Here is a 19,819-nt window from a genome sequence, read left to right as displayed (position 1 = left end):
GGTTGACCAGAACGTCAGCCGGGGCGCATGATGGGCCATTTTCCACCGGTCCGATTTTGTACCAAAGCCTGTTCGGGGTATGATTCCCTATCCATTGCGAAGGAGTTCATTGATGAATATTGAAATACTTCAGCCCCAACCCTTCGACATCGTCGGCCAGACAATCATGATCGCAGGCAACGCCGTTGGCTTTGAAGGCCATCTTTCGATCTCGGTCACCGAAGGTCATGTGGAATTCAATGGAGCCGCAACGGCTGGGGCAATTGCGCTTCGCCAGTTTCAGGCCACGCTGGAAGTCCCTGACAATCCGAATTTCCAACTCGACCGTCTTATCCTGACGGTAAAGGATGACAGCGCCGGTGGTGAGGGCGGGATTCCGACCGTCCATGTTCCGATCTTTTACGGTCCGCGCATTCTGCCGGGATATGTCGGGCATCGGAACTACACCGTCGCGCCCGGAGATACGCTGACGGCGATCTCTGTATCGCAATACGGCAATGCCGGACAGGTGTCGGTGATCCAACGGGCAAACGCGCATTTTATCAGCGACCCGAATGTAATATTCCCCGGTCAGGAGTTGAGGATTCCGATTGTCTGATCGCGCGTGAGTAACGGCAGACGGCTATTGCGCTTCGGGTCTAACTGGATACCGATCACCCTTTTGATCAATCAGAATCAGCCGCTCACCACTGCGCACATAAAGATCGCACCGGCTGAACCCGTTGCGATAGGCGATACAAACGCTGCCATCCTCGGCAATGGAATAGGTGCCAAAGGCGGATTCTCCGCTGGCGTAGGTGTAGGAATAGGCCCCTCCGGCCGAGTATTTGGACTGACCGTCGTCAAAAAAGGTCAAAGTCCGGCCAGCCAAGCCGTTCAGCTCTTCAAAGGTCAAAGGCACGTCTCCGGGCTTTAAGGCCCATTCGGCGGCAGAAAGCGGGCTGGCGGATAGCAGGGCGAGCAATAGAAAACGTATCATGCGGCCACCCTAGCCCGAAGCGGCGTGAAACAGGTATAACGTTGCAGTGAGGGGGTCAGGCGACCATCTGCTCGGCTTTTTTCAAATCGACCGAGACCAGTTGGCTGACGCCCTGTTCCTGCATCGTGACGCCGAACAGCCGATCCATCCGAGCCATGGTCACCGCGTGGTGGGTGATAATCAGGAACCGTGTGTCGGTCTGGCGGCACATCTCGTCCAGCAGGTCGCAGAACCGGGTGACGTTGGCGTCGTCCAGCGGCGCATCGACCTCATCCAGCACGCAGATGGGGGCCGGATTTGCGAGGAAGACGCCAAAGATCAGCGCGGTCGCGGTCAGAGTCTGCTCACCGCCCGACAATAGGCTGAGGGTCGAGAGCTTCTTGCCCGGCGGCTGGCACATGATCTCAAGCCCGGCATCCAGCGGGTCATCGCTTTCCACCATGACCAGATTGGCCTCGCCGCCGCCAAACAGGTGCTTGAACAGCATGGCGAAGTTCGAATTCACCTGTTCAAACGCGGTCAGCAGTCGCTCACGCCCTTCACGGTTGAGACTGGCGATGCCGCTACGCAGAGCCTTGATCGCCTCTTCCAGATCGGCCTTTTCACCGTTCAGAGTATCGAACTCTTCCTGTACTTCCTTGCTGTCTTCTTCTGCCCGCAGGTTGACCGCGCCCATCGCGTCACGTTGACGTTTGTGGCGGTTGACCTCTGCCTCAAGCGCGTCGGCGGCGGGCATCTGATCCGGGTTCACGTCCAACTGGTTCAGTAGCTGGTTCGGGGTCAGCTGCTGATCCTCGGCAATCCGTTCCGCCGCCGCGGTTACGCTTTCCTTAGCCGCATCACAGCGCGCCTCGGCCGCCGCACGGGTTTCGCGCGCCTCCGAGGCCAGACGTTCGGCTTCGCGCTCGGCCAGAACCACTTCTCGCTGCTGGGTTTCCGCCTGAGCCAGCTTGTCGGCGGCCTCGGCCCGGCGGGCTTCGGCGGCTTCGATCAACTCGTTCAGCTCTTCCCGCGCTTCGGCGATTTCTGCGGGGGCGGCCATGGCCTCGGAGAGTTCCTCCTCGGACCCCTCCTTGCGGTCGGCCAGTTCGGAAACCCGCTTTTCGGCGGTCTCCAACCGGTGCTTCCACCCGCTGAGGTCTTTCGTCACCTCCTGGCTGCGACGTGTCCGAGCCTCACCTTCGCGGCGCAACTCATCATGGGTCGAGCGATGGGTCAGCATGGTGATCCGAGCGGCTTCGACCGTTTGTTTGATGTCTTCGACCTGCGCGCGGGCACTGTCGAGGTCGCCCAGTTCGGCCAGCGCGGCTTCGGCCTCACGCAGTTGCGCACGGGCGGACATGGCGTCGTCCTTGTGGCGGTCCACAGACAGGGTCAGAGTTTCCAGCTTGCCCTGCGCCAGATTGCGATCTGCCTCGGCGCGCGACAAGGCACGGGCGGTTTCGGCCATCCGCTGATCGGCCCCGCGGCGCGCCTCACGCGCGCGACGGTCAGCTTCGGTGACATCGGCCAATTGCTGCGACAGGGCCTCATGCGCGGCGCGGGCGCCTTCGGCCTGCGCCTCGGTGCGGGCGAGTTCCTGTTTCAAGGCTTCCAGCTTGTTCAGCTGCTCCAATCGCAGGGCGGCAGCGCTGGGGGCATCTTCGGCCCAGGCGCGGAATCCGTCCCAGCGCCACAGATCACCCGAACGCGACACCAGCCGTTGCCCCGGTTTCAATGACGCCTGCAACCGCGCGCCTAGCTCTGCATCCACCAAGCCGATCTGCGCGATCCGGCGGCTGAGGCGATCCGGCCCTGACACATGCAGCGCCAAAGGTTCGGCCCCTTCTGGCAGAGGCTGATCCGCGTCGTAGCCCGCGACCTTAACCCAACCCGATGGCCCATCGCCCTCAACCAACGGCGCGCGTAGATCGTCGGCCAAAGCCGCACCCAGCGCCTTTTCGAAGCCCGACGCGACGCGCAGCAGGTCCAGCACCTGCCCGCCTTCGGCGGTGTCTCGTTCGACCAGCTTGGCCAGCGCGGTGGTTTCGGCTCGGATGGCCCCCAACTCACCCTCGGCCTCGGACCGTTGGGCCCGTGCCTCAGCCTCGCGCGCCTGCGTCTCGGTCCGCATCTCATCTGCGGCAGCCAGCGCTTCCTCGGCTGCTTCCGCGGCTTCCCGGGCCTCTTCTTCACCTTCTTGCGCCGCTTCAAAAGCTTCATCCGCGCGCGTCAGGGCAGACTTGGCTTCGTCCACCGCCAGCCGCGCTTTCTCCTCTTCGCCCTCAGACCGGGCTAGGGTCTTGCGGCTGTCTTCAACCAAGCGCTGCGCCGACTGGTGGCGCGCGACCAGGCGGGCCATATCCTCGGTCTGTTGAGACAGGTGGTCTTCGCGTTCCTGCAGGATGGAGGCCGCTTCGCGCGCCACCTCGGCGGCTCCGGCGACCTTTTCATCGTGACCTTCCGCAGCCTTGATCAACTCGCGGGCTTCCCATTGCAGGCGCTCGATCATTTCGCCCGCATCGCGGTTCAGACCCGTTTCACGTTCGATATCGTTGCCGAGTTGCTGAATGCGGTTGGTCAGCGTTTCAATGGTCTGGCGCGCGCGAGTTTCCTGATCCGAGAGCTGATCGCGCTGCACTTGCTGGCGTTGCAGGACGGCGGCGGCGATGGCCTCTTCCTCGCGCAGGGGCGGTAAGGTTTCTTCGATCTCGGCGCGTTTGGCAGCGGCTTCGCGGGCGGCAGCTTCAGCGCGTGAAGCTTCGGTGATCCGATCGCGCAGCTTGTCTTCGGCAACCTGGCGGGCGATATCGGCCTCTTTCCAGCGACGATAGAGCAGCATCCCCTCGGCCTGCCGTAGCTGTTCCCCGATCTCGCGGTAGCGTGCGGCCTGACGTGCCTGACGCGCCAATTGCGCAAGTTGGCCGCCCAACTGTTCCAGCACGTCATCTACACGGGTCAGGTTGGCCTCGGTGCCTTTCAGCTTCAACTCGGCCTCATGCCGTCGCTGATAGAGGCCCGAGATCCCGGCAGCCTCTTCCAGAATGCGACGGCGGGCACGGGGTTTGGCGTTGATCAGCTCGGCGATACGGTTCTGCCCGACCAGCGCTGGCGAGTGCGCCCCGGTCGAAGCATCCGCGAACAGCATTTGTACATCGCGGGCGCGCACGTCCTTGCCATTGGTCTTGTAGGCGCTGCCGACATCGCGGGTGATGCGGCGGATGATCTCCAACTGATCGCTGTCATTGAAGCCCGAAGGCGCCAGACGTTCCGAGTTGTCCATGGTTAGGACTACCTCGGCAAAGTTGCGCGCGGGTCGCGTAGCCGCCCCAGCGAAGATCACATCCTCCATCGCGCCGCCCCGCATGGATTTAGGGCGGTTTTCGCCCATCACCCAGCGCAGAGCCTCAAGAAGGTTGGATTTGCCGCAGCCGTTGGGACCCACCACACCGGTCAACCCGTCCGCAATGATCAGATCGGTCGGATCAACAAAGCTTTTGAAGCCGGTCAGTTTGAGTTTGCTAAAGCGCAAAGGCGGCCTGTCCCATGATTCCTAATACAAGGAAGTCTGCGCAACGGATTGGGGCCGAGTCAACGGATATGCGCAGGATATGGGCGATGGACCCGAGTTATCCACAACATCTTGGCAGTTTCACGCGCAATGCGACGCGTGCTAGTAGGGCGTACACTCAAAAACCTGATAGCCGGATTCCCCGGAATAACCATAGTTAACGCATTCATAGGGCCGCAAAAGCAGCGCGCCAAAGATCAGCTTTTCCCCCAGCTCCTGATCACATCCCAACACGCCCACCGCCACCGCCGCATCCCCCAGCACATCGAGAAGCGGGCAGCCCGAGACCTGCGCCATAGCCAGCGCCGCCCGGTCACGAACCGGCCCCAGCCGCGGCGCGTATTGAGAGTTCACCCGCACCGCCTCGGCCAATGGGCCGCGCACACGCACGTCAAAGACACTGCCATTCACCGCGATCCGCGTTGCAGGCATATCGCGGAAATGAGGCGAGCCACCCGAACAGGCAGCCAGCAACAGAACAGGAAGCAAGCGCATCATGCTGCCGTTCTAACATTGATATGGTTAACGAAGCCTTACTGATCGCCAGCACGCAGCACCTGCCCAAGGCGCCGAATGCCCTCGCGGATGGTGTCCTCGTCGGAGTTTGAGAAACTCAGCCGAAGGGTATTTTCACCACTGCCATCCGGGAAAAACGCCTGACCGGGCACAAAGGCCACTTTGACCGTATCCAGAGCCCGGGCCAAAAGCGCAGCACCGCTGGTCCCGGCGGGCAGCGTCAGCCACACGAACATCCCCCCCTCAGGTTTGGTCCAGGAGACACCCTCGGGCATATGCGCTTGCAATGCCGTCAGCATGGCATCGCGGCGCGCGCGATAGGTCTGCCGGACCTTCGGGATATGGCTTTCGAAACAGGCCTGCGCCACCTGATGCACAGCCATCTGGTTGATCGTGGCTGAATGCAGATCCGCCGCCTGCTTCATCAGAACCAGCTGCGAGATGATAGGTTTGGCCGCCACAACCCAACCAACCCGCAACCCCGGCGACAGAGTCTTCGAGAAACTACCGCAATAGATCGTCCGACAGGCCTCAATCGACCCCTTCCGCGCTTGCTCCAACGCCAGAATCGGAGGGATCGGCGCACCATCATAGCGCAGCGCCTGATAGGCCCCGTCTTCGATGACCGCACAGTCCAGATCCTCGGCCAGATCCATCAGCGCTTCGCGCCCGCGCAGATCGACGGTTTCACCTGTGGGATTGGAAAAGTCCGGCGAGAGATACGCGAATTTGACCCGTCCCGCGCCTGCGGCTTTTTGGTATTCCTCGGCCCCTTGGTTGCCGGGAATGCTGAGCCGATCGAAACGCGGCTCGTAGGCATTGAACGCGGAGATTGCACCCAGATAGGTCGGCCAGCCGACCAAGGCGGTATCGCCTGGAGACAAGAACAGCTTGCCCAAATAATCCAGCGCCTGCTGCGAGCCTGAAGTGATCAGGATGTTGTCCATATCACACGTGACCCCGATTGATGCCATATGGTCGACCAACCATTCGCGCAGCGGAGCATATCCTTCGCTCACCGAATATTGCAGCGCTTGTGCCTGCCGGCCTGGACCAAGGGCCGTCTGAAAGGCCTGCGCAAACGCGTCCGCCGGAAACAGGGCAGGATCGGGGATACCTCCGGCGAATGAGATGATATCCGGCTGATCCAGGAGTTTCAGCAGCTCCCTGATCTCGGATGCCTTCATGTTCTGTGTCCGAGTGGCGAATAGCGGATGTGTAGTCATTGGGCTCCTCCGATCTCAATGCGCGCAGCCTATGCGGACACTAAATAAAGTCAACAATACTGACCCAATGTTGCATACGATGTGAAGCCCTGTTCTTGAACCCGCACGCGCCCTGTGGTCATATGTTTTGACCAATTTCGGACGACCCTATGCCTTTTCAGAAAATCCAGACCGAGAAGCTATCGATTGCAGTAGTCCGGCAGATCGAGCTGCTGATCCTGCGTGGCATCCTACGCCCCGGCGAGAGATTGCCGTCGGAGCGAGAACTGGCCGAACGGATGGGTGTCTCTCGCCCGTCCCTACGCGACGCCATCGCCGAATTGCAGGAGCAAGGCTTGCTGACCGCAAAAGCCGGTTCAGGAATCTACGTAGCCGAGGTGCTGGGATCTGCCTTTTCGCCAGCGCTGATCCAGTTGTTTGGCAGCCATGAAGAGGCAGTGTTCGACTACCTCTCTTTCCGCCGCGACCTCGAGGGGCTGGCCGCCGAGCGTGCCGCGCGTCTGGGATCGACCAGTGATCTGAAGGTCGTTCAGGCGATCTTTGACCGGATGGAGGCCGCCCATGACCGCAACGCCACCCAAGATGAGGCGCAACTGGACGCGGACTTCCACATGGCAATCATCGAGGCCAGCCACAATGTGATCATGCTCCACATGATGCGGTCGATGTATGACCTTCTACGTCAGGGCGTGTTCTACAACCGCCAGATGATGTTCCAGCAACGCGCAACCCGCGAAGCCATCCTCGACCAACACCGGACGATTAACGCCGCGTTACAAGCGCGCAACCCTGCCGAAGCGCGTTTGGCGGTGGAACTGCATTTGGATTTCGTCGAGCGCTGTATGAAGGATCAGCAAAAGGCAGAACGAAATGATAAGATCGCTCGGCAACGGCTTGAACACAATAATTTCTCTAGATAGCGAGCTACACCAGATCGTCCGTCAGGTTTTGGATTCCCAGATTCGATCGTAGAGAGCCCCGTATTGGCTCGCGACCACCGAGGCGGCATACGTCACCTCAGCATGCGCGCGCGCTGCGGCCCCCATTGGGCTGATCTTCTGTTCCTCGTGCTCGGCCTGATGGTCGATTACTTTTGCCAATCCTAGCGCAAATTCCGCCGCTTCAAACGGAGTTGCGAGATGACCGCAGGATTCGGTTGGAACCAGATCAGGTAAGCCGCCAATGTTGAACCCGACAACGGGAACACCGCAGGACAACGCTTCTACGCCCGTATTCGGCAGGTTGTCCTGGCGAGAAGGCAAGGCAAACACGTCGGAGCTGGCGTAAACTTGACGCAGTTCAGCAGGTTCTGTCAAAGAGCCGGTGAAGTGAACAGGAAAAGGCAGATCAACACTGTGTGTGTCGGCCCCGAACACCAGTACGCGCACAAATTTACCCGAGTCATGCAAAGCCAGCAATGAGTCGCGCAGATGCGAGAACCCTTTACGTGGATCGCTGTCCCCGCCCATGGCTCCGAACGCGACGATCGGCGCATCGTCTGGCAAACCAAGTTTACGCCGGGCTTCACTGCGGTGCATCGGCTTCCAGACATCGATATCGATGGCATTTGGGATAACATGTACCGGCCAGTCCTCCATCAGCGCACTGGACGAGACGCATTCCCCCAACCAGCGACTTGGCGTCACAACATGAAAGGGCCTCCGCCAATTGCGCTTTTTGCGTTGCCACACCCAGCGGTTCAGATCGAATCCCCGGTCACCCGAGGCGTAGCCGTCCTGCCATCGCTGGCCTTCGGTGTAGTGTTCAGCTCCGCAGAACGGCCACATATCGTGCATTGTCCAGACAACCGGATGGACCAACGCCCCGACCTCTCTAATCGACATCAAATCCGAATTGATCCAGTGGAGGTTCAATATCTGACGCGGCTGTGCGTTCAGATGTTTACCGACCCCCGAAGCCACCGCACCAAGCGACGCCAGCCCATCGACTTGATCCTGTTGTTTGCGCCGCAGGTGACGCGCAATTTCGCGTTGAAGCACCCTACGCAGAGTCTTTCGCCCGGAAAAACGATGAATTTCCACCCCGGGCGCCCCACTGGCAACCGTCATCTGCGACTGCAACCCGGCTTGAAGGCAAGCAAAATGCAGCCGCCGCGCCGCAATTGCAGCCCCGCCTTCGCTGCTACTGAAACTGATGTGGTTGATTGTTTTCAATCTTCAATCTCTGAACAATTGCAATAAACGACGACGTAAAATCTTTGTTAAGCGGTGGGCCAACTGGGCAGTACCTTCGATCCTGAATTCAGATCAAAAATCCCTGACGAACGCACTGGCAACGGCTGCTCGACTAAGACAACAAGTAAAGGTAGTCCGTGGTCCCATTGCCGTAAACGCAACGATAACCTGCCGCGCAAAGGGCAGCATCTGCCTTGTCCACTCGCTCAAAGGCTATCTTACACGGAACGTTGAGTTCGTCATATTCCACACAAATCTGCCGGGGTCTCAACCCGTCAGCCAAAAGCTGTTGAAGAACTTCAACTTCAGCCCCTTCGATATCCATTTTCAGTAGCGCTACATCGTTTGGATCGAGTTTGTTCTGCTCGAGCAACTCACGCATAGTGCAGGCTTCGACCGTGATGAAATCAGTGTCCGTCCGATAGTCATTCTGGAAGTTGACGATGGAGTGAGAGACATGCTCGGGGCTTGCTGGTTGATAGAACCGCAAGTTCGTGTGTTCGATCCAAAGCGCGACGGGTTCTAAATGCAATTGGCCCTCTTTGACGTCCTCCAAATCGTAGGCTTCGACTGGCTGGCATCCACCTTCGGCATATCCCTGCTCGCGCGACATTCCGAGGCGCTCTTTAAGCTCCTCGAAATGCGCAACTGCACGCGGCGTTGGGTCGGCAATAATGACGCGAGCGCCAAACTTGCGCGCGAACTCCACATCAAAGGAAGCATCTTCTCCCAGACCGGCGCTGACGATGGTCGATCCCTGCAGTTGCCCGTCATCATGAAACGTCCAAGCCCCGTAGTCTGAGCCAATTGTTACGAGGTTCAGTCCGGGAGCCGTCTTTACCGATTGCAATCGATGCTTGCGATACTTGCGACGATTGAATTTTTGAACAATCGACTTGATCATTTTGAAACTCTCCTGAGCAACCTGTGCCATTCCCGAGCCAGTTTCTCCGTCAACCCTGGACGTCGGGTGTAATAGGCCTTGAGCCTCGCCAGGGCGTCTGCGTCCTCGACAATGATGTCGGGAAACGGTGGCTCCGGATCGAGGTTCAGACTTTCGCGAAGATATGAATCGTTAACCACACCATGGCTACCAGACCCGTCAAATCCGATGTTCTTCGCATAAGAAAAATGCGGAGACAAGCACAGACCTTCGTTCTGAAAAATCGTGGCATACCAGAACACAGCCCATGTTTTTAGTTCGCCACGTTCGTTGCCAAGGACCTGCGACCAGAAATCATGGGCGCCGTCTAGATTGAAACGACGTATATCCTCATCCGAGAACTGGTCGATCAGTACCGCTGGATCACGCCTGAAATTACTCCAGCGATCAGCCCAACTTCCCCAGCCCCAACAACTCATGAAACGCCACAACGCTGCCCCTCTTAAATTCCGGTTTTCCGCGATATCCTCGTTATAGCCGGCGATGTGCCAGACCCGTGGCTCATCCTTATAACGGTCAAGGGCACGGTTCATGTAACTCAGAAAAGCCGGAGAGGTCACAACGTCATCCTCAACCACAATGGCCTTGCCATAGGCTTGCATGGTGGCTGTTACGCCGTCCTGAATAGACCGCGCCAACCCGGCGTTTTCTTCCCGCGCGTTTAAAGTCACCGACGCAAAACCGGTTTGCGCCTCGATCACTTTGCGCGTTTCTGCAACCTGTTGCTCTTCGTCTTGCGTGCGGGCACCGTCCAAATACGCGGTCAGCACAGTGCGCTCCGCCAATGGTGACGCCGCAAGCGCCCGTAGTGTCCGCGCTGTATGATCTGGTCGATTAAAAGCGAACAGGCAGATCGGGGCCGGATCGGAAATCGCAGGCTTTGCGTCAGTCACAGCGATTCTCCGCCGGGTTTTGTTTCGGGTATTTCATGGCAAAACTGCCTATATTCAGACTATCAATAAAGGAAACCCGAAAGCCAATGGCTTTCGGGCGCAGAGTCTTACTTGGTGCAATGTCTAGCCGGATCAGTGCAGCTTTTCACCGACATCAGCAATGGCCGCGTCGATCAGCTTGTTCGCCTGCGTCGCAGTCATCTGTTTCGCCAGAACGGCGTTTGCAGCAGATACCGCAACCGAGATCGCCTGATCGCGAACTTCCTTCACGGCCGAAGCCTCAGCCGAAGCGATCTGATCCTGCGCGGCCGCCAAACGGCGTGCGATGGATTTTTCCAGATCGACCTTGGCCTGTTCCGCTGCCAGAGACGCATCGTCCTTGGCCGCAGCTACGATGGCATCTGCCTGCGTCTGCACTTCCCGCTGCTTGCGCTCATACGAGGCCAGCAGGCTGCGCGCTTCTTCATGCAGGGCGCGGGCTTCGTCGAGTTCGGACTTGATGCCTTCGGCACGGTTGTCCAGAGCACCGCCGATCATGCCGGGGACCTTGAAGTAGAACAGAACCGCGATGAAGACGATGAAGCCCAGAAGAACGACAAAGTCGGTGTTGCCAAGCGAGAAGAACGGGCCTTTGGCCGCCAATGCGGGGCTGCCAGCGCCGAAGGTCAGGATAAGGGCAAGAGTGTTCCGCATGTCACTTATCCTTTCATCTGCGCGTCAACGGCATTGTCGATGGCTTTGGCATCTGCCTCGCCGCCCAGTGCAGTTACCAGTTCAGCCGCCGTATCCTTGGCAACCACTTGAATGCTTTCCAACGCACCGGCACGGATTTCGGCAATTGCCTTTTCCGACTCAGCCGCCTTTGCAGCGATTTCCGCATCCGCTTTGGCAATCGCGTCATCCAGACCAGACTGGATTTCGGCGCGGGCTTCCGCTGCGATACGCTGAGCCTCAGAACGGGCATCGGCCAGCGCCTTGTTATAGGCCTCTTCGGCCTCGACCGCCTTGGCCTTCAGATCTTCGGCCGCAGCCAGGTCATTTGTAATGGTCCCCTGGCGTTCAGCCAGGATTGCCGCGATGCGGGGCAGAGCCACGCGGGACAGGACCAGAAAGATGACGACCAGCGTAATGACCAGCCAGAAAATCTGGTTGGGGAACCAATCGAAGCAGAGCTGCGGCATCCCGATGGCAGAGCCATAGGAGTCGACGCACGAGCCAGCTACCTCTTCTGTAAGGGGTTCAGTCGCCATGATATCCTCCGTCGGAAACTTGTCTTTACAACAGGTGGGCCGCTATGGCTTGGACCCACCTGCGCGTAAGGATCAGGTTCCGCAGATTATACGGCGAACATCAGCAGCAGCGAGACCAGGAATGCAAAGATCCCCAGGGCTTCTGCGAACGCGATACCGATGAAGAGGGTTGCGGTCTGCGAAGCAGCCGCCGAAGGGTTGCGCAGAGCGCCGGCCAGGAAGTTGCCTGCAACGTTGCCTACCCCGATTGCGGCTGCGCCGGAACCGATTGCTGCCAGGCCTGCGCCGATGTGTGCGAGATCGCCTTCCATGATGTATCTCCTTACGAATTGGAAGTTTCGATGTTGGGTGTTCGGACCTTAGTGCGACGGATGCAGCGCATCTTTCAGATAAACACAGGTCAGAATGGTGAAAACGTAGGCCTGGATGAAGGCCACCAGGACCTCGAGACCATACATTGCGGTGATCGCCAAAACGGACACGGGCGAGATCACGGCAACCGCAGCGAAGCCTGCGAAAACCTTGATAACCGCGTGGCCAGCCATGACGTTACCGGCAAGACGAATGGAGTGGCTGACGGGGCGTACGAAGTACGAGATCAGCTCGATGATCGCCAGGATCGGGCGCAGTGCCAGAGGCGCGCTGGAAACCCAGAACAGACCCAGGAACGCGGCACCGTTTTTGACGAAGCCCAGAACGGTCACGGTCAGGAACACAGCCAGCGCCAGCGGAATGGTGACCGCGAAATGCGAGGTTGTAGTGAACGAAGTCGGGATTAGGCCCAGGAAGTTCGCGCAGACAATGAACATGAAGAGGGTCATGACGTATGGAAAGAACTTAACGCCTTCCTTGCCGCAGATGTCTTCCAGCATCTTGTAGACGAAACCGTAGGTCAGCTCTGCAATCGACTGCATACGTGTCGGAACAATCGCGCGCTTTGATGTGGGCAGAACCAGCAGCAGAACAACCGCGACGATCGCAAAGAACAGCCACAGGGTCACGTTGGTGATGGTGAACATGCCAACCGCGCCGTCGCCAAACAGCGGTTTGACGATGAACTGATCCATTGGGTGGAATACCAGGCTGCTGCCTTCTGCTGCGGTGGTCTCAGTTGCCACGTTCAGTCCCTCTCGTCCTTCTCGGCAGCCGTCGCCGCCATTTGTTTCTCTTGGGCCTCTTTCGCGCTGCGGAGCATAACCTTCACGCCCGCGACAAGACCCAGCAATGTGAACAGCACCAGAAAGATCGGGATTGTCCCGAGCAGGCTGTCCAGCCCGTATCCGATGCCAAATCCGATCCCCAGACCGGATACCATTTCGATGACCATCCTCCAGGCAAGCTCGCCTCCGGATACGTCAGCATCTGCACGGGGTTTGGGCTGTTTTGCCTTTTTCGCCGCGTCGATCTTGGCCTCAAGCTGCGCCATACGCTGCTTTTGGTCGTCATCGGTCACGGGCGTTTCCCTCGTACAGTCTTGAGGCTAGGTGCTAAGGGGCAAGGGGCGCAGAGTCAACGGGCTTGCGCACCCGAATTGACGCAGGTTAAAGCATTGATTTAAAATCATTAAACCATCCAAGCAAGATCGGTCAACTGCATAGGCAAAGGCCAAAATCGGGCAATCCGCCTAAAATGCCATATTCAACCCTTTGGTTGATCTTTGACTCCCGCGCCTTGGTGCAACCGCCGAACAATGCGCCCATCGATCAGCAAAAGCCCAACAAGGATCGCTGCCATACCAAGCAAATGCTCGGGACGCAGGGCCTCTTGCAACACCCACGTTCCCAGCAACAACGCCGAGACCGGCGCGATGAGGGTGACGGTTGAAATGTTCGTCGGACCCACTTTGGGCAACAGCCAATAAAACACGATGAACGCCGCCGAGGTCAGGACAAATCCGATCATCAGCAGAGACGCCCAGGTCTCAACTCGGGTGACATGGGGCACCCCCTCTTGCCAGAGGGCAAGCGGAGTGATCGCCAGTGTTGCTCCGGTCAGGGCCAAGGCAACAAGAACTACGGGCTGCATATCCCGGAACGCGCGCGCGAAGTTGACCGAGAAGGCATAGCAGACCGGAGCCAGCAGGATCAGCAAAATGGCCCAGAACTGGGAATCGGCCCCGGTATGCAGAACCGGCAGCGACAGCACGACAATGCCCGCGAACCCACAGACCACGCCCAGAGACTTCAAAAGAGTTGCCCGCTCACCCCCCGGCCAGAAATGCGACACGATGACCGCGAAGGCAGGCGTCGTTGCATTCACGATACCCGCCACGCCGGCACCAATATGCTGCTGGCCCAGCGCGTAAAACGCGAATGGCGCGGCATAGCTGAGCGCACCAAACCCCAGTAAGGCAATCGCGCGGTTGACTGACAAGCGTACGTTCAGACGGGCGCCAAAAACGTAAATCCAGCACCCCAGTGCTCCGAATCCGACCCGTCCCATGGACACGGAGAGCGGCCCGAGTTCGCGCAGCAAAATGGCGTTGAACATGAAAGACAGGCCCCAGCCGATGCCGAGGATACAGATCACCAGCCAGTACTTCAGCGGCATTGAGACACCCATTTGCAAGTCACAGCGCAGCATCGCAATGGGCTGCAAATTGTCAAACAAGTTCCTGCGTATTAGGAACGTGACATGTCTAGCGATCTCGATACTGTTTTTGCCGCTTTGGCTGATCCGACCCGCCGCACCATCCTTGCGATGCTGCTGGAGGATGACATGGCTGTCACCGATGTGGCCGAACCGTTCGAGATGTCATTGGCCGCGATCTCGAAACATCTGGTCATTCTGACCCGGGCCGGGCTGATCAGCCAGGAAAAACGCGGGCGGGTGAAATGGTGCAAGCTGGAGCCGGACGCCCTGCGCGTAGCCTCGGTCTGGATGCAGGGCTTCGGACAGTTCGAACCCGTCAATCTGGACGCGTTCGAACGGTTTTTGGAAGTCGAGCTCCCTTCGGGAGACGACCCCTAAGTCATCTGACCAAGAAGACCGACATTTTTGAATGCTGCGCCAGTTTCCCAGCGTGGCTCGTGAAGATGTAGTCGGTGATCCGCGGGGCGTGTGTGCCAACAACGATCAGATCCGCGCCAATCTCTTCGGCGGCTTTCGCAAGATCCCCGTCTACCTCGGCGGCGACATCGACAGAGTGGATATTGCGCGTCTCAACCTCGGTGCCACTTAGTTTGCCGATCTCGTCTGCCAGCGCCGATAGGCTTTCGGCAATCGCCTCATCCGTTTGCAAGGCCTCACCAGGCTGCATACCCGTCACGCTGACGAGGGTAACCTTGGCGCTCTGCCATTTGGCGATTTCAGTCGCGACTGCAGTTGCCTTCTGGACCTCAGGCGGCATGTGCAAGTCGACAGGGATCATGATGTGATTGTACATGAATTCCTCCTCTCTCCAGTTTTGAGATTAGAGGACACCGCAATTTAGGGCCTTGATCTGGCTCAACCCCTTCAAAAGGGCCAGTTTACCCCTCCTGACTGTATTCTACGTCGGTGATCACACCGGTCACATCCGCCCGACAAATCCAGGGTGCTTCAGCACCCGTCACAGAGACGCTCACGACCGTTCCCGTTGCCTCTGACTGGGTTGAGGTCGCCTGAACATCGCCAGATGCCACACCCGTTTCCGCCGATACCAGCGCCTCGCAACTGGCCTGCAGATCTGATCCCTTCTTGTCAGAGCCGCTCGGGGCACAGGCACAGAGGAAAAGGGCCGTTCCAATCACGAAAACTCGGGTCATTTTTTCATTCCTTTCGTGCAATGGTCGAATTCTGCCACAGCTATGATCAAGCACAAGAGTCACTCCGGCGCTGTTTGCGGAGCGGGCGCTTCGTCTTTCAAGAGCATGAGAAGCGCGAGGATGGTCAGCCCGACCCCACCAAGAATAAGGCCTGTCGGGATGCCGTTGCCCAGCGCGATCTCCCACAGGATCACCCAGCTTGGGACGAGATAAGTATACGCCATCACTTTGGCCGAGGGCAGGCGCAAAGCTGCGAACTGCACCAGCACGAAACTGACAGCTGTTGCAAAGAAGGACAGGTAGAACAGGCCCAGCCAAACGATACCCGGAAGGTTGGCCCAGTCGGTTGCAAGGATGTCGCGCCAGCCAAAGCCGGTCAGTAACAGGCACCCTGCGACGAGCGTGCCGAAGGTGAACACCACGGCCGGCTCGCCCCGGTTCAATTTGCGCACCATCGGGGTGTAGATCGCATGGGCGACACAGCCCCAGAAATAGATGATCTCACCTCCTCCGATCGAGAACGCCCGGAACGCCTGCCAATCAGCGCGAAAGATCACCCAAAGCGCACCTGCCGCGCCGACCACCAAGGCCAGAGCCATCCGGGGCGTTGTGACCTGACGCAACAGCGCCCACCCAGCGAAGGCGGCGATGACTGGCGTAAGGGTAAATACCGCAGCCGCGCTGACCGGGGGGGCGGTTTGCAGCCCGTAGAACATCAGCACGAAATAGGTGGCGAACAGCCCGCCCAGCACAAGATACCGCCAAGGCGCCTGCGCTGCACTGCGTGGCAAACCTGTGGTGGCCAATGCGGCAAGGCCGATCACACCTGCTGCTATCCCGAACCTCACCGCATTCAGCGCCGCCGGAGCGATCTCATTGGCGATGATCGACCCCAACGAGAAACTGCCTGCGACCAGGGCCGAGAAGACCAGCATGGCCAGATGGCCACGCGCTTGTGGGCTCATGGCAGCCAGCCCTTGGACTGGTCCTTCAGGAATTGCAGGAAAGACTGCACCTTGGTCGTACGATGCAGGTCTACATGGGTCACCAGCCACAGCTTGCCGGACCATTCCGGCAGTGGCTCCATGACCTCTTCGAGTTCAGGATGGCGCACGGCCTCCCACCGGGCCATGAAGCCTATCCCTGCCCCAGCCAGAACCGCTTCGCCACAGGTGAAGTTGTTGGAACACAGGAAAGTCATCGCCTCAACCGGTGCATTTGCCCGCAGCCAGCGCGAAAATGGCGCACGGCTGTTTTCGTCGTCATTTCCAACAAAGGCGTGGTTGCCAAAATCCTCGACGCCCGAAGGTTTGCCGCGCCGCGCGATATAATCCTTGCTAGCGTAGAGCCCGACTTCCTGCGCGACAAAGGGCTGTACCACGTTGTCTGGTTGATCGGGTGCGGCACCGGCACGAATGGCCACATGTGCCTCACCATATTCCAGTCGAAACAGACGATCCCCGGTCAGATAGCGCACGATCAGGCCCGGATGTGACTTCTGAAACTCGGTCAATGTCGGCACGACCAGAGGTGCCAGCGACGCCAGAGAGGTCACGACCAGCTCACCCGAGACATCATCGCCGCGCCCCTTCATGCGACCGACCAGCTGGTTGAACTGATCTTCGGTCGCTTGGGCCACGCGCAACAGGTCCTCACCCGCCTCTGTCGGAGTGTACCCCCGCGCATGACGCTGGAACAGCTTCACTCCAAGGCGCGCCTCGATGGCGTCGATATGGCGAATGACTGTCGCATGATGCACGCCCAGAACCTCGGCCGCGCCGCTGACCGTTCCCATACGGGCCACCTGATACGCGGTTCTGACTTCGTCCCAATTGTCCATCACGACCTCATAGTGTGCAATTTCAAACACTCAATGTTGACTTAGCCGAGTTTTGTTCGCTAGCGCAACGCTCATATTGGGAGCAGAGCGAAATTTCCCCAATGAGGACATCATGACCAAAACAATCCTGCATATGGACGCCTCGGCCCGCCGCACCGGATCAGCAACCCGCGACCTGTCGCATCGCGTCGTCCAGCATCTTGGCGCGGAACGCATCATCCGCCGCGACCTGGCCAGCCCCCTACCCCTGCTGACCGAGGACTGGATCGCCGCAAACTTCACCCCGGCAGACCAACGCGATGCCGTTCAGCGCGATCAATTGGCCCTTTCCGACGAGCTGGTGAACGAACTGCAACGCGCCGATACCATCGTGATCGGCCTGCCCATCTACAACTTTTCGGTCCCGGCGGCGTTCAAGGCATGGATTGATCTGGTTGCCCGAGCCGGTCTGACATTCTCTTATTCCGAGAACGGCCCCAAAGGCCTGCTGGAAGGCAAACGCGCCGTTCTGGCAATCGCATCAGGTGGCACAGCAGTCGGGTCTGAAATCGACTTTGCAACCGACTACGCCAAGCATGTTCTAGGCTTCATTGGCATCACTGACGTCGACGTCGTAGCTGCAGATCAATTGGCCATTGATGCCGACTCGTCGGTCAAAAATGCCCACAAAGCCATTGGTGAACTGGCAGCCTGATCAGGCTCTGGCCAAAGCAAAGCGAAACGTCCAATCTGCACAGCAGTAGCTTTCTGCGGATTGGGCGTTTGTCATGAAAAAGATCGGAATTCTTGGGGGCGTCGGCTGGGCCTCGACGGTGGATTACTACCGCGCGATTTCCGAAGGGGCGAGCCGCCACTTCGCCGCGCGTGGACACGGGTCCCCCCTACCCATTCCACCGATGACAATCGAATCCGTCACGCAAGCCAAAACACGGACCTTGCGCGGTGTGGCCGGCGATGAGGCCAGTTGGGCCGCATTCGACGCGGTGTTTCGCGAGGCGCTTCTGACCTTGGAGAATGCGGGATGTGATTTTGGGATCATCGCCTCAAACACTCCACACGCACGTCTTCATGCGATCCGGCAGGGCGTGTCGATGCCCATTCTTAGCATCTTCGACGCGACGGCCGAGGTCACCGCGTCAACAGGCGCGTCACGGGCGCTGGTTTTGGGCACGGCCGTGACCATGCAGGCGACCAACTACGCCGACAGGTTGGCCAAAGACGGCATCGCCGCGACTGATCGCCTGCCCGAAGCCGAAATCGCCGAGATGCAGGCCATGATCGACAGCGAGTTTTACGGCGGTGCGTCAGAATCCGCTCATGACCGGCTGCTGGCCTTTTGTAACAAGCATGCAGAACCGGGCACGGCCATCCTGCTGGCTTGTACAGAACTGCCGCTGGCTTTCCCCAACCATCTGGACGACCCTGTGTTCGAAGCCGACGGGCATTTGTTCATCAACCCGTCGGCGGCTCATGTCGCTGCTGCACTGAAACAGGCGTTGGAGGACTGACTAAGCCAGCCAGGTCACATCGCAACCTATCTGATCGAAGAACGCCAACAAATTCGCGCGCTCCATCGCGACGGTTCGGTCATTGACCAGCGGGTGCATGTAGATCACGTCGGCCTGCTGCGCCGCTGCGTCCATGAAGAACCGCACGTTATACTGCACCCCGTTGATCATCGCCAGCGGGCTGACTGCACCCGGACGGATGCCAAGGTTCTGCAACAACCGATCTGCCGAGCCAAAAGACAGGTTGCCGATCCCCAATTCAGCGCCTAGCGCTTTGAGATCAATCTCGCGGCTCTGCTCCAGCGTCACCAGATAGTTGCGCTTTTTCTTGTCGCGCAGATACAGGTTCTTCAACCGCAACGCATTCTCGCCCGGCACCATGAACTGGCCCTCAACTGCCTTCGCATCCTCAACTGTGCGCAGTGGCACATGAGAATGCAGCCGATACGCCAACCCCCAATCATCCAACTGCGCCAACAACGCATCGGAACTGAGCGGCAATGTGTCCTGAAAAGCGGATGATGCGTCCATGAAAGCCTCCTGTTTGACGCGCTAATCGCGCAACATGCGGGCGAATTCAAGCCACGACAGCCCTAGAATTCGATGCTAGCGTGCCGCCATGAAAGTCACGCGCAACACCCCGGACCAATTGATACTGTCCAATACACCCTGGCTGATGGGCATCATGCTGGTTGTCTTCATCCTCTGTTTCGTCGGCGCAGGCCTCTTCATGGCCACCGAAGGGGGTGAGGGTATCTTTTTTGGCATTTTCTTTGCCCTGGTCGGTGGAGGTTTGGGCTTTGGCGCCTTCTGCGTCTTTGTGCGACGCGTGCAGGTCATACTCGACCGTCGCACAAACAGCATCGTGATCCATCGCCAATCGATCTTTGGTTATGACACGGTGGAACATGATCTGTCGAACCTCTCCCATGCCGAGGTGGAGACCACCACCTCGAGCCGCAAAGGAACCTCGTCCAAGATGCATCGCCCCGTTTTGATTCTGGAAAAGGGCATGAGTGCTGGCCGTCACCCGATTGTCGAAGCCTATGTCAGCGGAGGCGGCGCACAGCGGATGGTCGATGCGGTCAATGTCTGGCTTCCGGCGCGCAAGGTTGACTCTGACACCCAATCCGCCTAAAGCCCCATCCAAACATCCGGAAGCGTATGACCTTC

Annotated in this window: 24 protein-coding genes; 6 read left to right on the top strand and 18 right to left on the bottom strand. The window is 58.8% G+C overall.

Annotated features, from left to right (window positions below; all coding sequences use genetic code 11):
* The first annotated feature begins 112 nt into the window (after positions 1-112).
* The gene (locus ACR0IP_RS21185; RefSeq protein WP_480527812.1) at positions 113-598 is read left to right on the top strand and encodes a LysM peptidoglycan-binding domain-containing protein; all 486 of its coding nucleotides are present in this window, start codon (positions 113-115) and stop codon (positions 596-598) included.
* A gap of 24 nt (positions 599-622) precedes the next feature.
* On the opposite strand, the gene ACR0IP_RS21180 is transcribed toward ACR0IP_RS21185, so the two are convergent.
* The 4 genes from ACR0IP_RS21180 to ACR0IP_RS21165 form a co-directional block, all read right to left on the bottom strand.
* Positions 623-979 carry a hypothetical protein gene (locus ACR0IP_RS21180; protein WP_480527810.1) on the bottom strand — a complete coding sequence of 119 codons (357 nt, stop codon included), beginning with the start codon at positions 977-979 and terminating at the stop codon, positions 623-625.
* Positions 980-1,034: 55 nt separating this feature from the next.
* Entirely contained in the window at positions 1,035-4,490 is a 3,456-nt protein-coding gene (locus ACR0IP_RS21175; RefSeq protein WP_480527808.1) for a chromosome segregation SMC family protein, read from the bottom strand.
* A gap of 141 nt (positions 4,491-4,631) precedes the next feature.
* Complete coding sequence (locus tag ACR0IP_RS21170) at positions 4,632-5,027, bottom strand: hypothetical protein (RefSeq protein WP_170380474.1); 396 nt, start codon at positions 5,025-5,027, stop codon at positions 4,632-4,634.
* A gap of 35 nt (positions 5,028-5,062) precedes the next feature.
* Positions 5,063-6,271, bottom strand: a complete 1,209-nt coding sequence (locus tag ACR0IP_RS21165) for an aminotransferase-like domain-containing protein (protein WP_480527806.1) — start codon at positions 6,269-6,271, stop codon at positions 5,063-5,065.
* Between the two features lie 149 nt (positions 6,272-6,420).
* Here ACR0IP_RS21165 and ACR0IP_RS21160 point away from each other — a divergent pair, with 149 nt between their 5' ends.
* Complete coding sequence (locus ACR0IP_RS21160) at positions 6,421-7,191, top strand: FCD domain-containing protein (RefSeq protein ID WP_170380476.1); 771 nt, start codon at positions 6,421-6,423, stop codon at positions 7,189-7,191.
* Between the two features lie 21 nt (positions 7,192-7,212).
* Here ACR0IP_RS21160 and ACR0IP_RS21155 read toward each other — a convergent pair whose 3' ends face one another.
* The 9 genes from ACR0IP_RS21155 to ACR0IP_RS21115 form a co-directional block, all read right to left on the bottom strand.
* On the bottom strand, positions 7,213-8,271 hold the full coding sequence (locus ACR0IP_RS21155; protein WP_480527804.1) for a glycosyltransferase: 1,059 nt from the start codon (positions 8,269-8,271) through the stop codon (positions 7,213-7,215).
* A gap of 307 nt (positions 8,272-8,578) precedes the next feature.
* Positions 8,579-9,370 carry an FkbM family methyltransferase gene (locus ACR0IP_RS21150; protein ID WP_170380477.1) on the bottom strand — a complete coding sequence of 264 codons (792 nt, stop codon included), beginning with the start codon at positions 9,368-9,370 and terminating at the stop codon, positions 8,579-8,581.
* Complete coding sequence (locus ACR0IP_RS21145) at positions 9,367-10,302, bottom strand: glycosyltransferase family protein (protein WP_480527801.1); 936 nt, start codon at positions 10,300-10,302, stop codon at positions 9,367-9,369. The genes ACR0IP_RS21150 and ACR0IP_RS21145 overlap by 4 nt, the downstream gene beginning before the upstream one ends.
* A gap of 132 nt (positions 10,303-10,434) precedes the next feature.
* The gene (locus ACR0IP_RS21140) at positions 10,435-10,995 is read right to left on the bottom strand and encodes a F0F1 ATP synthase subunit B (RefSeq protein WP_480527799.1); all 561 of its coding nucleotides are present in this window, start codon (positions 10,993-10,995) and stop codon (positions 10,435-10,437) included.
* Between the two features lie 5 nt (positions 10,996-11,000).
* Complete coding sequence (locus ACR0IP_RS21135) at positions 11,001-11,552, bottom strand: F0F1 ATP synthase subunit B' (RefSeq protein ID WP_480527798.1); 552 nt, start codon at positions 11,550-11,552, stop codon at positions 11,001-11,003.
* 86 nt (positions 11,553-11,638) lie between these two features.
* Positions 11,639-11,863, bottom strand: a complete 225-nt coding sequence (locus ACR0IP_RS21130; protein WP_005981269.1) for a F0F1 ATP synthase subunit C — start codon at positions 11,861-11,863, stop codon at positions 11,639-11,641.
* 48 nt (positions 11,864-11,911) lie between these two features.
* A complete protein-coding gene (locus ACR0IP_RS21125) occupies positions 11,912-12,670 on the bottom strand; it encodes a F0F1 ATP synthase subunit A (RefSeq protein ID WP_170380481.1) in 759 nt (252 codons plus the stop codon).
* A gap of 2 nt (positions 12,671-12,672) precedes the next feature.
* A complete protein-coding gene (locus tag ACR0IP_RS21120; RefSeq protein WP_170380482.1) occupies positions 12,673-13,005 on the bottom strand; it encodes an AtpZ/AtpI family protein in 333 nt (110 codons plus the stop codon).
* 185 nt (positions 13,006-13,190) lie between these two features.
* Positions 13,191-14,102, bottom strand: a complete 912-nt coding sequence (locus ACR0IP_RS21115) for a DMT family transporter (RefSeq protein WP_480527873.1) — start codon at positions 14,100-14,102, stop codon at positions 13,191-13,193.
* An 84-nt stretch (positions 14,103-14,186) separates the two neighbouring features.
* On the opposite strand from ACR0IP_RS21115, the gene ACR0IP_RS21110 reads away from it, so the two are divergent.
* Positions 14,187-14,522 carry an ArsR/SmtB family transcription factor gene (locus tag ACR0IP_RS21110; RefSeq protein ID WP_480527795.1) on the top strand — a complete coding sequence of 112 codons (336 nt, stop codon included), beginning with the start codon at positions 14,187-14,189 and terminating at the stop codon, positions 14,520-14,522.
* 1 nt (position 14,523) lies between these two features.
* Here the strand turns inward: ACR0IP_RS21110 and ACR0IP_RS21105 are convergent, their stop codons facing one another.
* From ACR0IP_RS21105 to ACR0IP_RS21090, 4 genes are all read right to left on the bottom strand, one after another.
* Positions 14,524-14,937 carry a universal stress protein gene (locus ACR0IP_RS21105; protein ID WP_480527793.1) on the bottom strand — a complete coding sequence of 138 codons (414 nt, stop codon included), beginning with the start codon at positions 14,935-14,937 and terminating at the stop codon, positions 14,524-14,526.
* Between the two features lie 85 nt (positions 14,938-15,022).
* On the bottom strand, positions 15,023-15,298 hold the full coding sequence (locus ACR0IP_RS21100) for a hypothetical protein (RefSeq protein WP_480527791.1): 276 nt from the start codon (positions 15,296-15,298) through the stop codon (positions 15,023-15,025).
* A 59-nt stretch (positions 15,299-15,357) separates the two neighbouring features.
* Positions 15,358-16,263 carry a DMT family transporter gene (locus ACR0IP_RS21095; protein ID WP_170692899.1) on the bottom strand — a complete coding sequence of 302 codons (906 nt, stop codon included), beginning with the start codon at positions 16,261-16,263 and terminating at the stop codon, positions 15,358-15,360.
* Positions 16,260-17,138, bottom strand: coding sequence for a LysR family transcriptional regulator (locus ACR0IP_RS21090; RefSeq protein ID WP_170380518.1), 879 nt, complete (start codon positions 17,136-17,138; stop codon positions 16,260-16,262). The genes ACR0IP_RS21095 and ACR0IP_RS21090 overlap by 4 nt, the downstream gene beginning before the upstream one ends.
* A 112-nt stretch (positions 17,139-17,250) precedes the next feature.
* Between ACR0IP_RS21090 and ACR0IP_RS21085 the strand changes: the two genes are divergently transcribed.
* Positions 17,251-17,832 (top strand): NAD(P)H-dependent oxidoreductase, encoded by a 582-nt coding sequence (locus ACR0IP_RS21085; protein ID WP_170380487.1) that lies wholly within the window; start codon positions 17,251-17,253, stop codon positions 17,830-17,832.
* A 73-nt stretch (positions 17,833-17,905) separates the two neighbouring features.
* The gene (locus tag ACR0IP_RS21080; protein ID WP_170380488.1) at positions 17,906-18,646 is read left to right on the top strand and encodes an aspartate/glutamate racemase family protein; all 741 of its coding nucleotides are present in this window, start codon (positions 17,906-17,908) and stop codon (positions 18,644-18,646) included.
* Here the strand turns inward: ACR0IP_RS21080 and ACR0IP_RS21075 are convergent, their stop codons facing one another.
* Positions 18,647-19,177, bottom strand: coding sequence for a prolyl-tRNA synthetase associated domain-containing protein (locus ACR0IP_RS21075; protein WP_480527789.1), 531 nt, complete (start codon positions 19,175-19,177; stop codon positions 18,647-18,649).
* Between the two features lie 88 nt (positions 19,178-19,265).
* On the opposite strand from ACR0IP_RS21075, the gene ACR0IP_RS21070 reads away from it, so the two are divergent.
* The gene (locus tag ACR0IP_RS21070) at positions 19,266-19,784 is read left to right on the top strand and encodes a hypothetical protein (protein ID WP_480527787.1); all 519 of its coding nucleotides are present in this window, start codon (positions 19,266-19,268) and stop codon (positions 19,782-19,784) included.
* The last annotated feature ends 35 nt before the right edge of the window (positions 19,785-19,819 follow it).

It is taken from the genome of Ruegeria sp. AL11 (assembly GCF_056540865.1).
The sequence above is the reverse complement of the archived record's forward strand: the minus strand, read 5'-3'. Positions and strand labels throughout refer to the sequence as shown.

Bases quoted from the DNA above. Each gene is read 5' to 3' on its own strand.
- ACR0IP_RS21180 (WP_480527810.1), bottom strand. From the start codon at position 979: ATGATACGTTTTCTATTGCTCGCCCTGCTATCCGCCAGCCCGCTTTCT.
- ACR0IP_RS21185 (WP_480527812.1), top strand. From the start codon at position 113: ATGAATATTGAAATACTTCAGCCCCAACCCTTCGACATCGTCGGCCAG.
- ACR0IP_RS21115 (WP_480527873.1), bottom strand. From the start codon at position 14,102: ATGCCGCTGAAGTACTGGCTGGTGATCTGTATCCTCGGCATCGGCTGG.
- ACR0IP_RS21085 (WP_170380487.1), top strand. From the start codon at position 17,251: ATGACCAAAACAATCCTGCATATGGACGCCTCGGCCCGCCGCACCGGA.
- ACR0IP_RS21105 (WP_480527793.1), bottom strand. From the start codon at position 14,937: ATGTACAATCACATCATGATCCCTGTCGACTTGCACATGCCGCCTGAG.
- ACR0IP_RS21095 (WP_170692899.1), bottom strand. From the start codon at position 16,263: ATGAGCCCACAAGCGCGTGGCCATCTGGCCATGCTGGTCTTCTCGGCC.
- ACR0IP_RS21100 (WP_480527791.1), bottom strand. From the start codon at position 15,298: ATGACCCGAGTTTTCGTGATTGGAACGGCCCTTTTCCTCTGTGCCTGT.
- ACR0IP_RS21140 (WP_480527799.1), bottom strand. From the start codon at position 10,995: ATGCGGAACACTCTTGCCCTTATCCTGACCTTCGGCGCTGGCAGCCCC.
- ACR0IP_RS21160 (WP_170380476.1), top strand. From the start codon at position 6,421: ATGCCTTTTCAGAAAATCCAGACCGAGAAGCTATCGATTGCAGTAGTC.
- ACR0IP_RS21150 (WP_170380477.1), bottom strand. From the start codon at position 9,370: ATGATCAAGTCGATTGTTCAAAAATTCAATCGTCGCAAGTATCGCAAG.
- ACR0IP_RS21110 (WP_480527795.1), top strand. From the start codon at position 14,187: ATGTCTAGCGATCTCGATACTGTTTTTGCCGCTTTGGCTGATCCGACC.
- ACR0IP_RS21170 (WP_170380474.1), bottom strand. From the start codon at position 5,027: ATGATGCGCTTGCTTCCTGTTCTGTTGCTGGCTGCCTGTTCGGGTGGC.
- ACR0IP_RS21090 (WP_170380518.1), bottom strand. From the start codon at position 17,138: ATGGACAATTGGGACGAAGTCAGAACCGCGTATCAGGTGGCCCGTATG.
- ACR0IP_RS21135 (WP_480527798.1), bottom strand. From the start codon at position 11,552: ATGGCGACTGAACCCCTTACAGAAGAGGTAGCTGGCTCGTGCGTCGAC.
- ACR0IP_RS21075 (WP_480527789.1), bottom strand. From the start codon at position 19,177: ATGGACGCATCATCCGCTTTTCAGGACACATTGCCGCTCAGTTCCGAT.
- ACR0IP_RS21070 (WP_480527787.1), top strand. From the start codon at position 19,266: ATGAAAGTCACGCGCAACACCCCGGACCAATTGATACTGTCCAATACA.
- ACR0IP_RS21130 (WP_005981269.1), bottom strand. From the start codon at position 11,863: ATGGAAGGCGATCTCGCACACATCGGCGCAGGCCTGGCAGCAATCGGT.
- ACR0IP_RS21165 (WP_480527806.1), bottom strand. From the start codon at position 6,271: ATGACTACACATCCGCTATTCGCCACTCGGACACAGAACATGAAGGCA.
- ACR0IP_RS21080 (WP_170380488.1), top strand. From the start codon at position 17,906: ATGAAAAAGATCGGAATTCTTGGGGGCGTCGGCTGGGCCTCGACGGTG.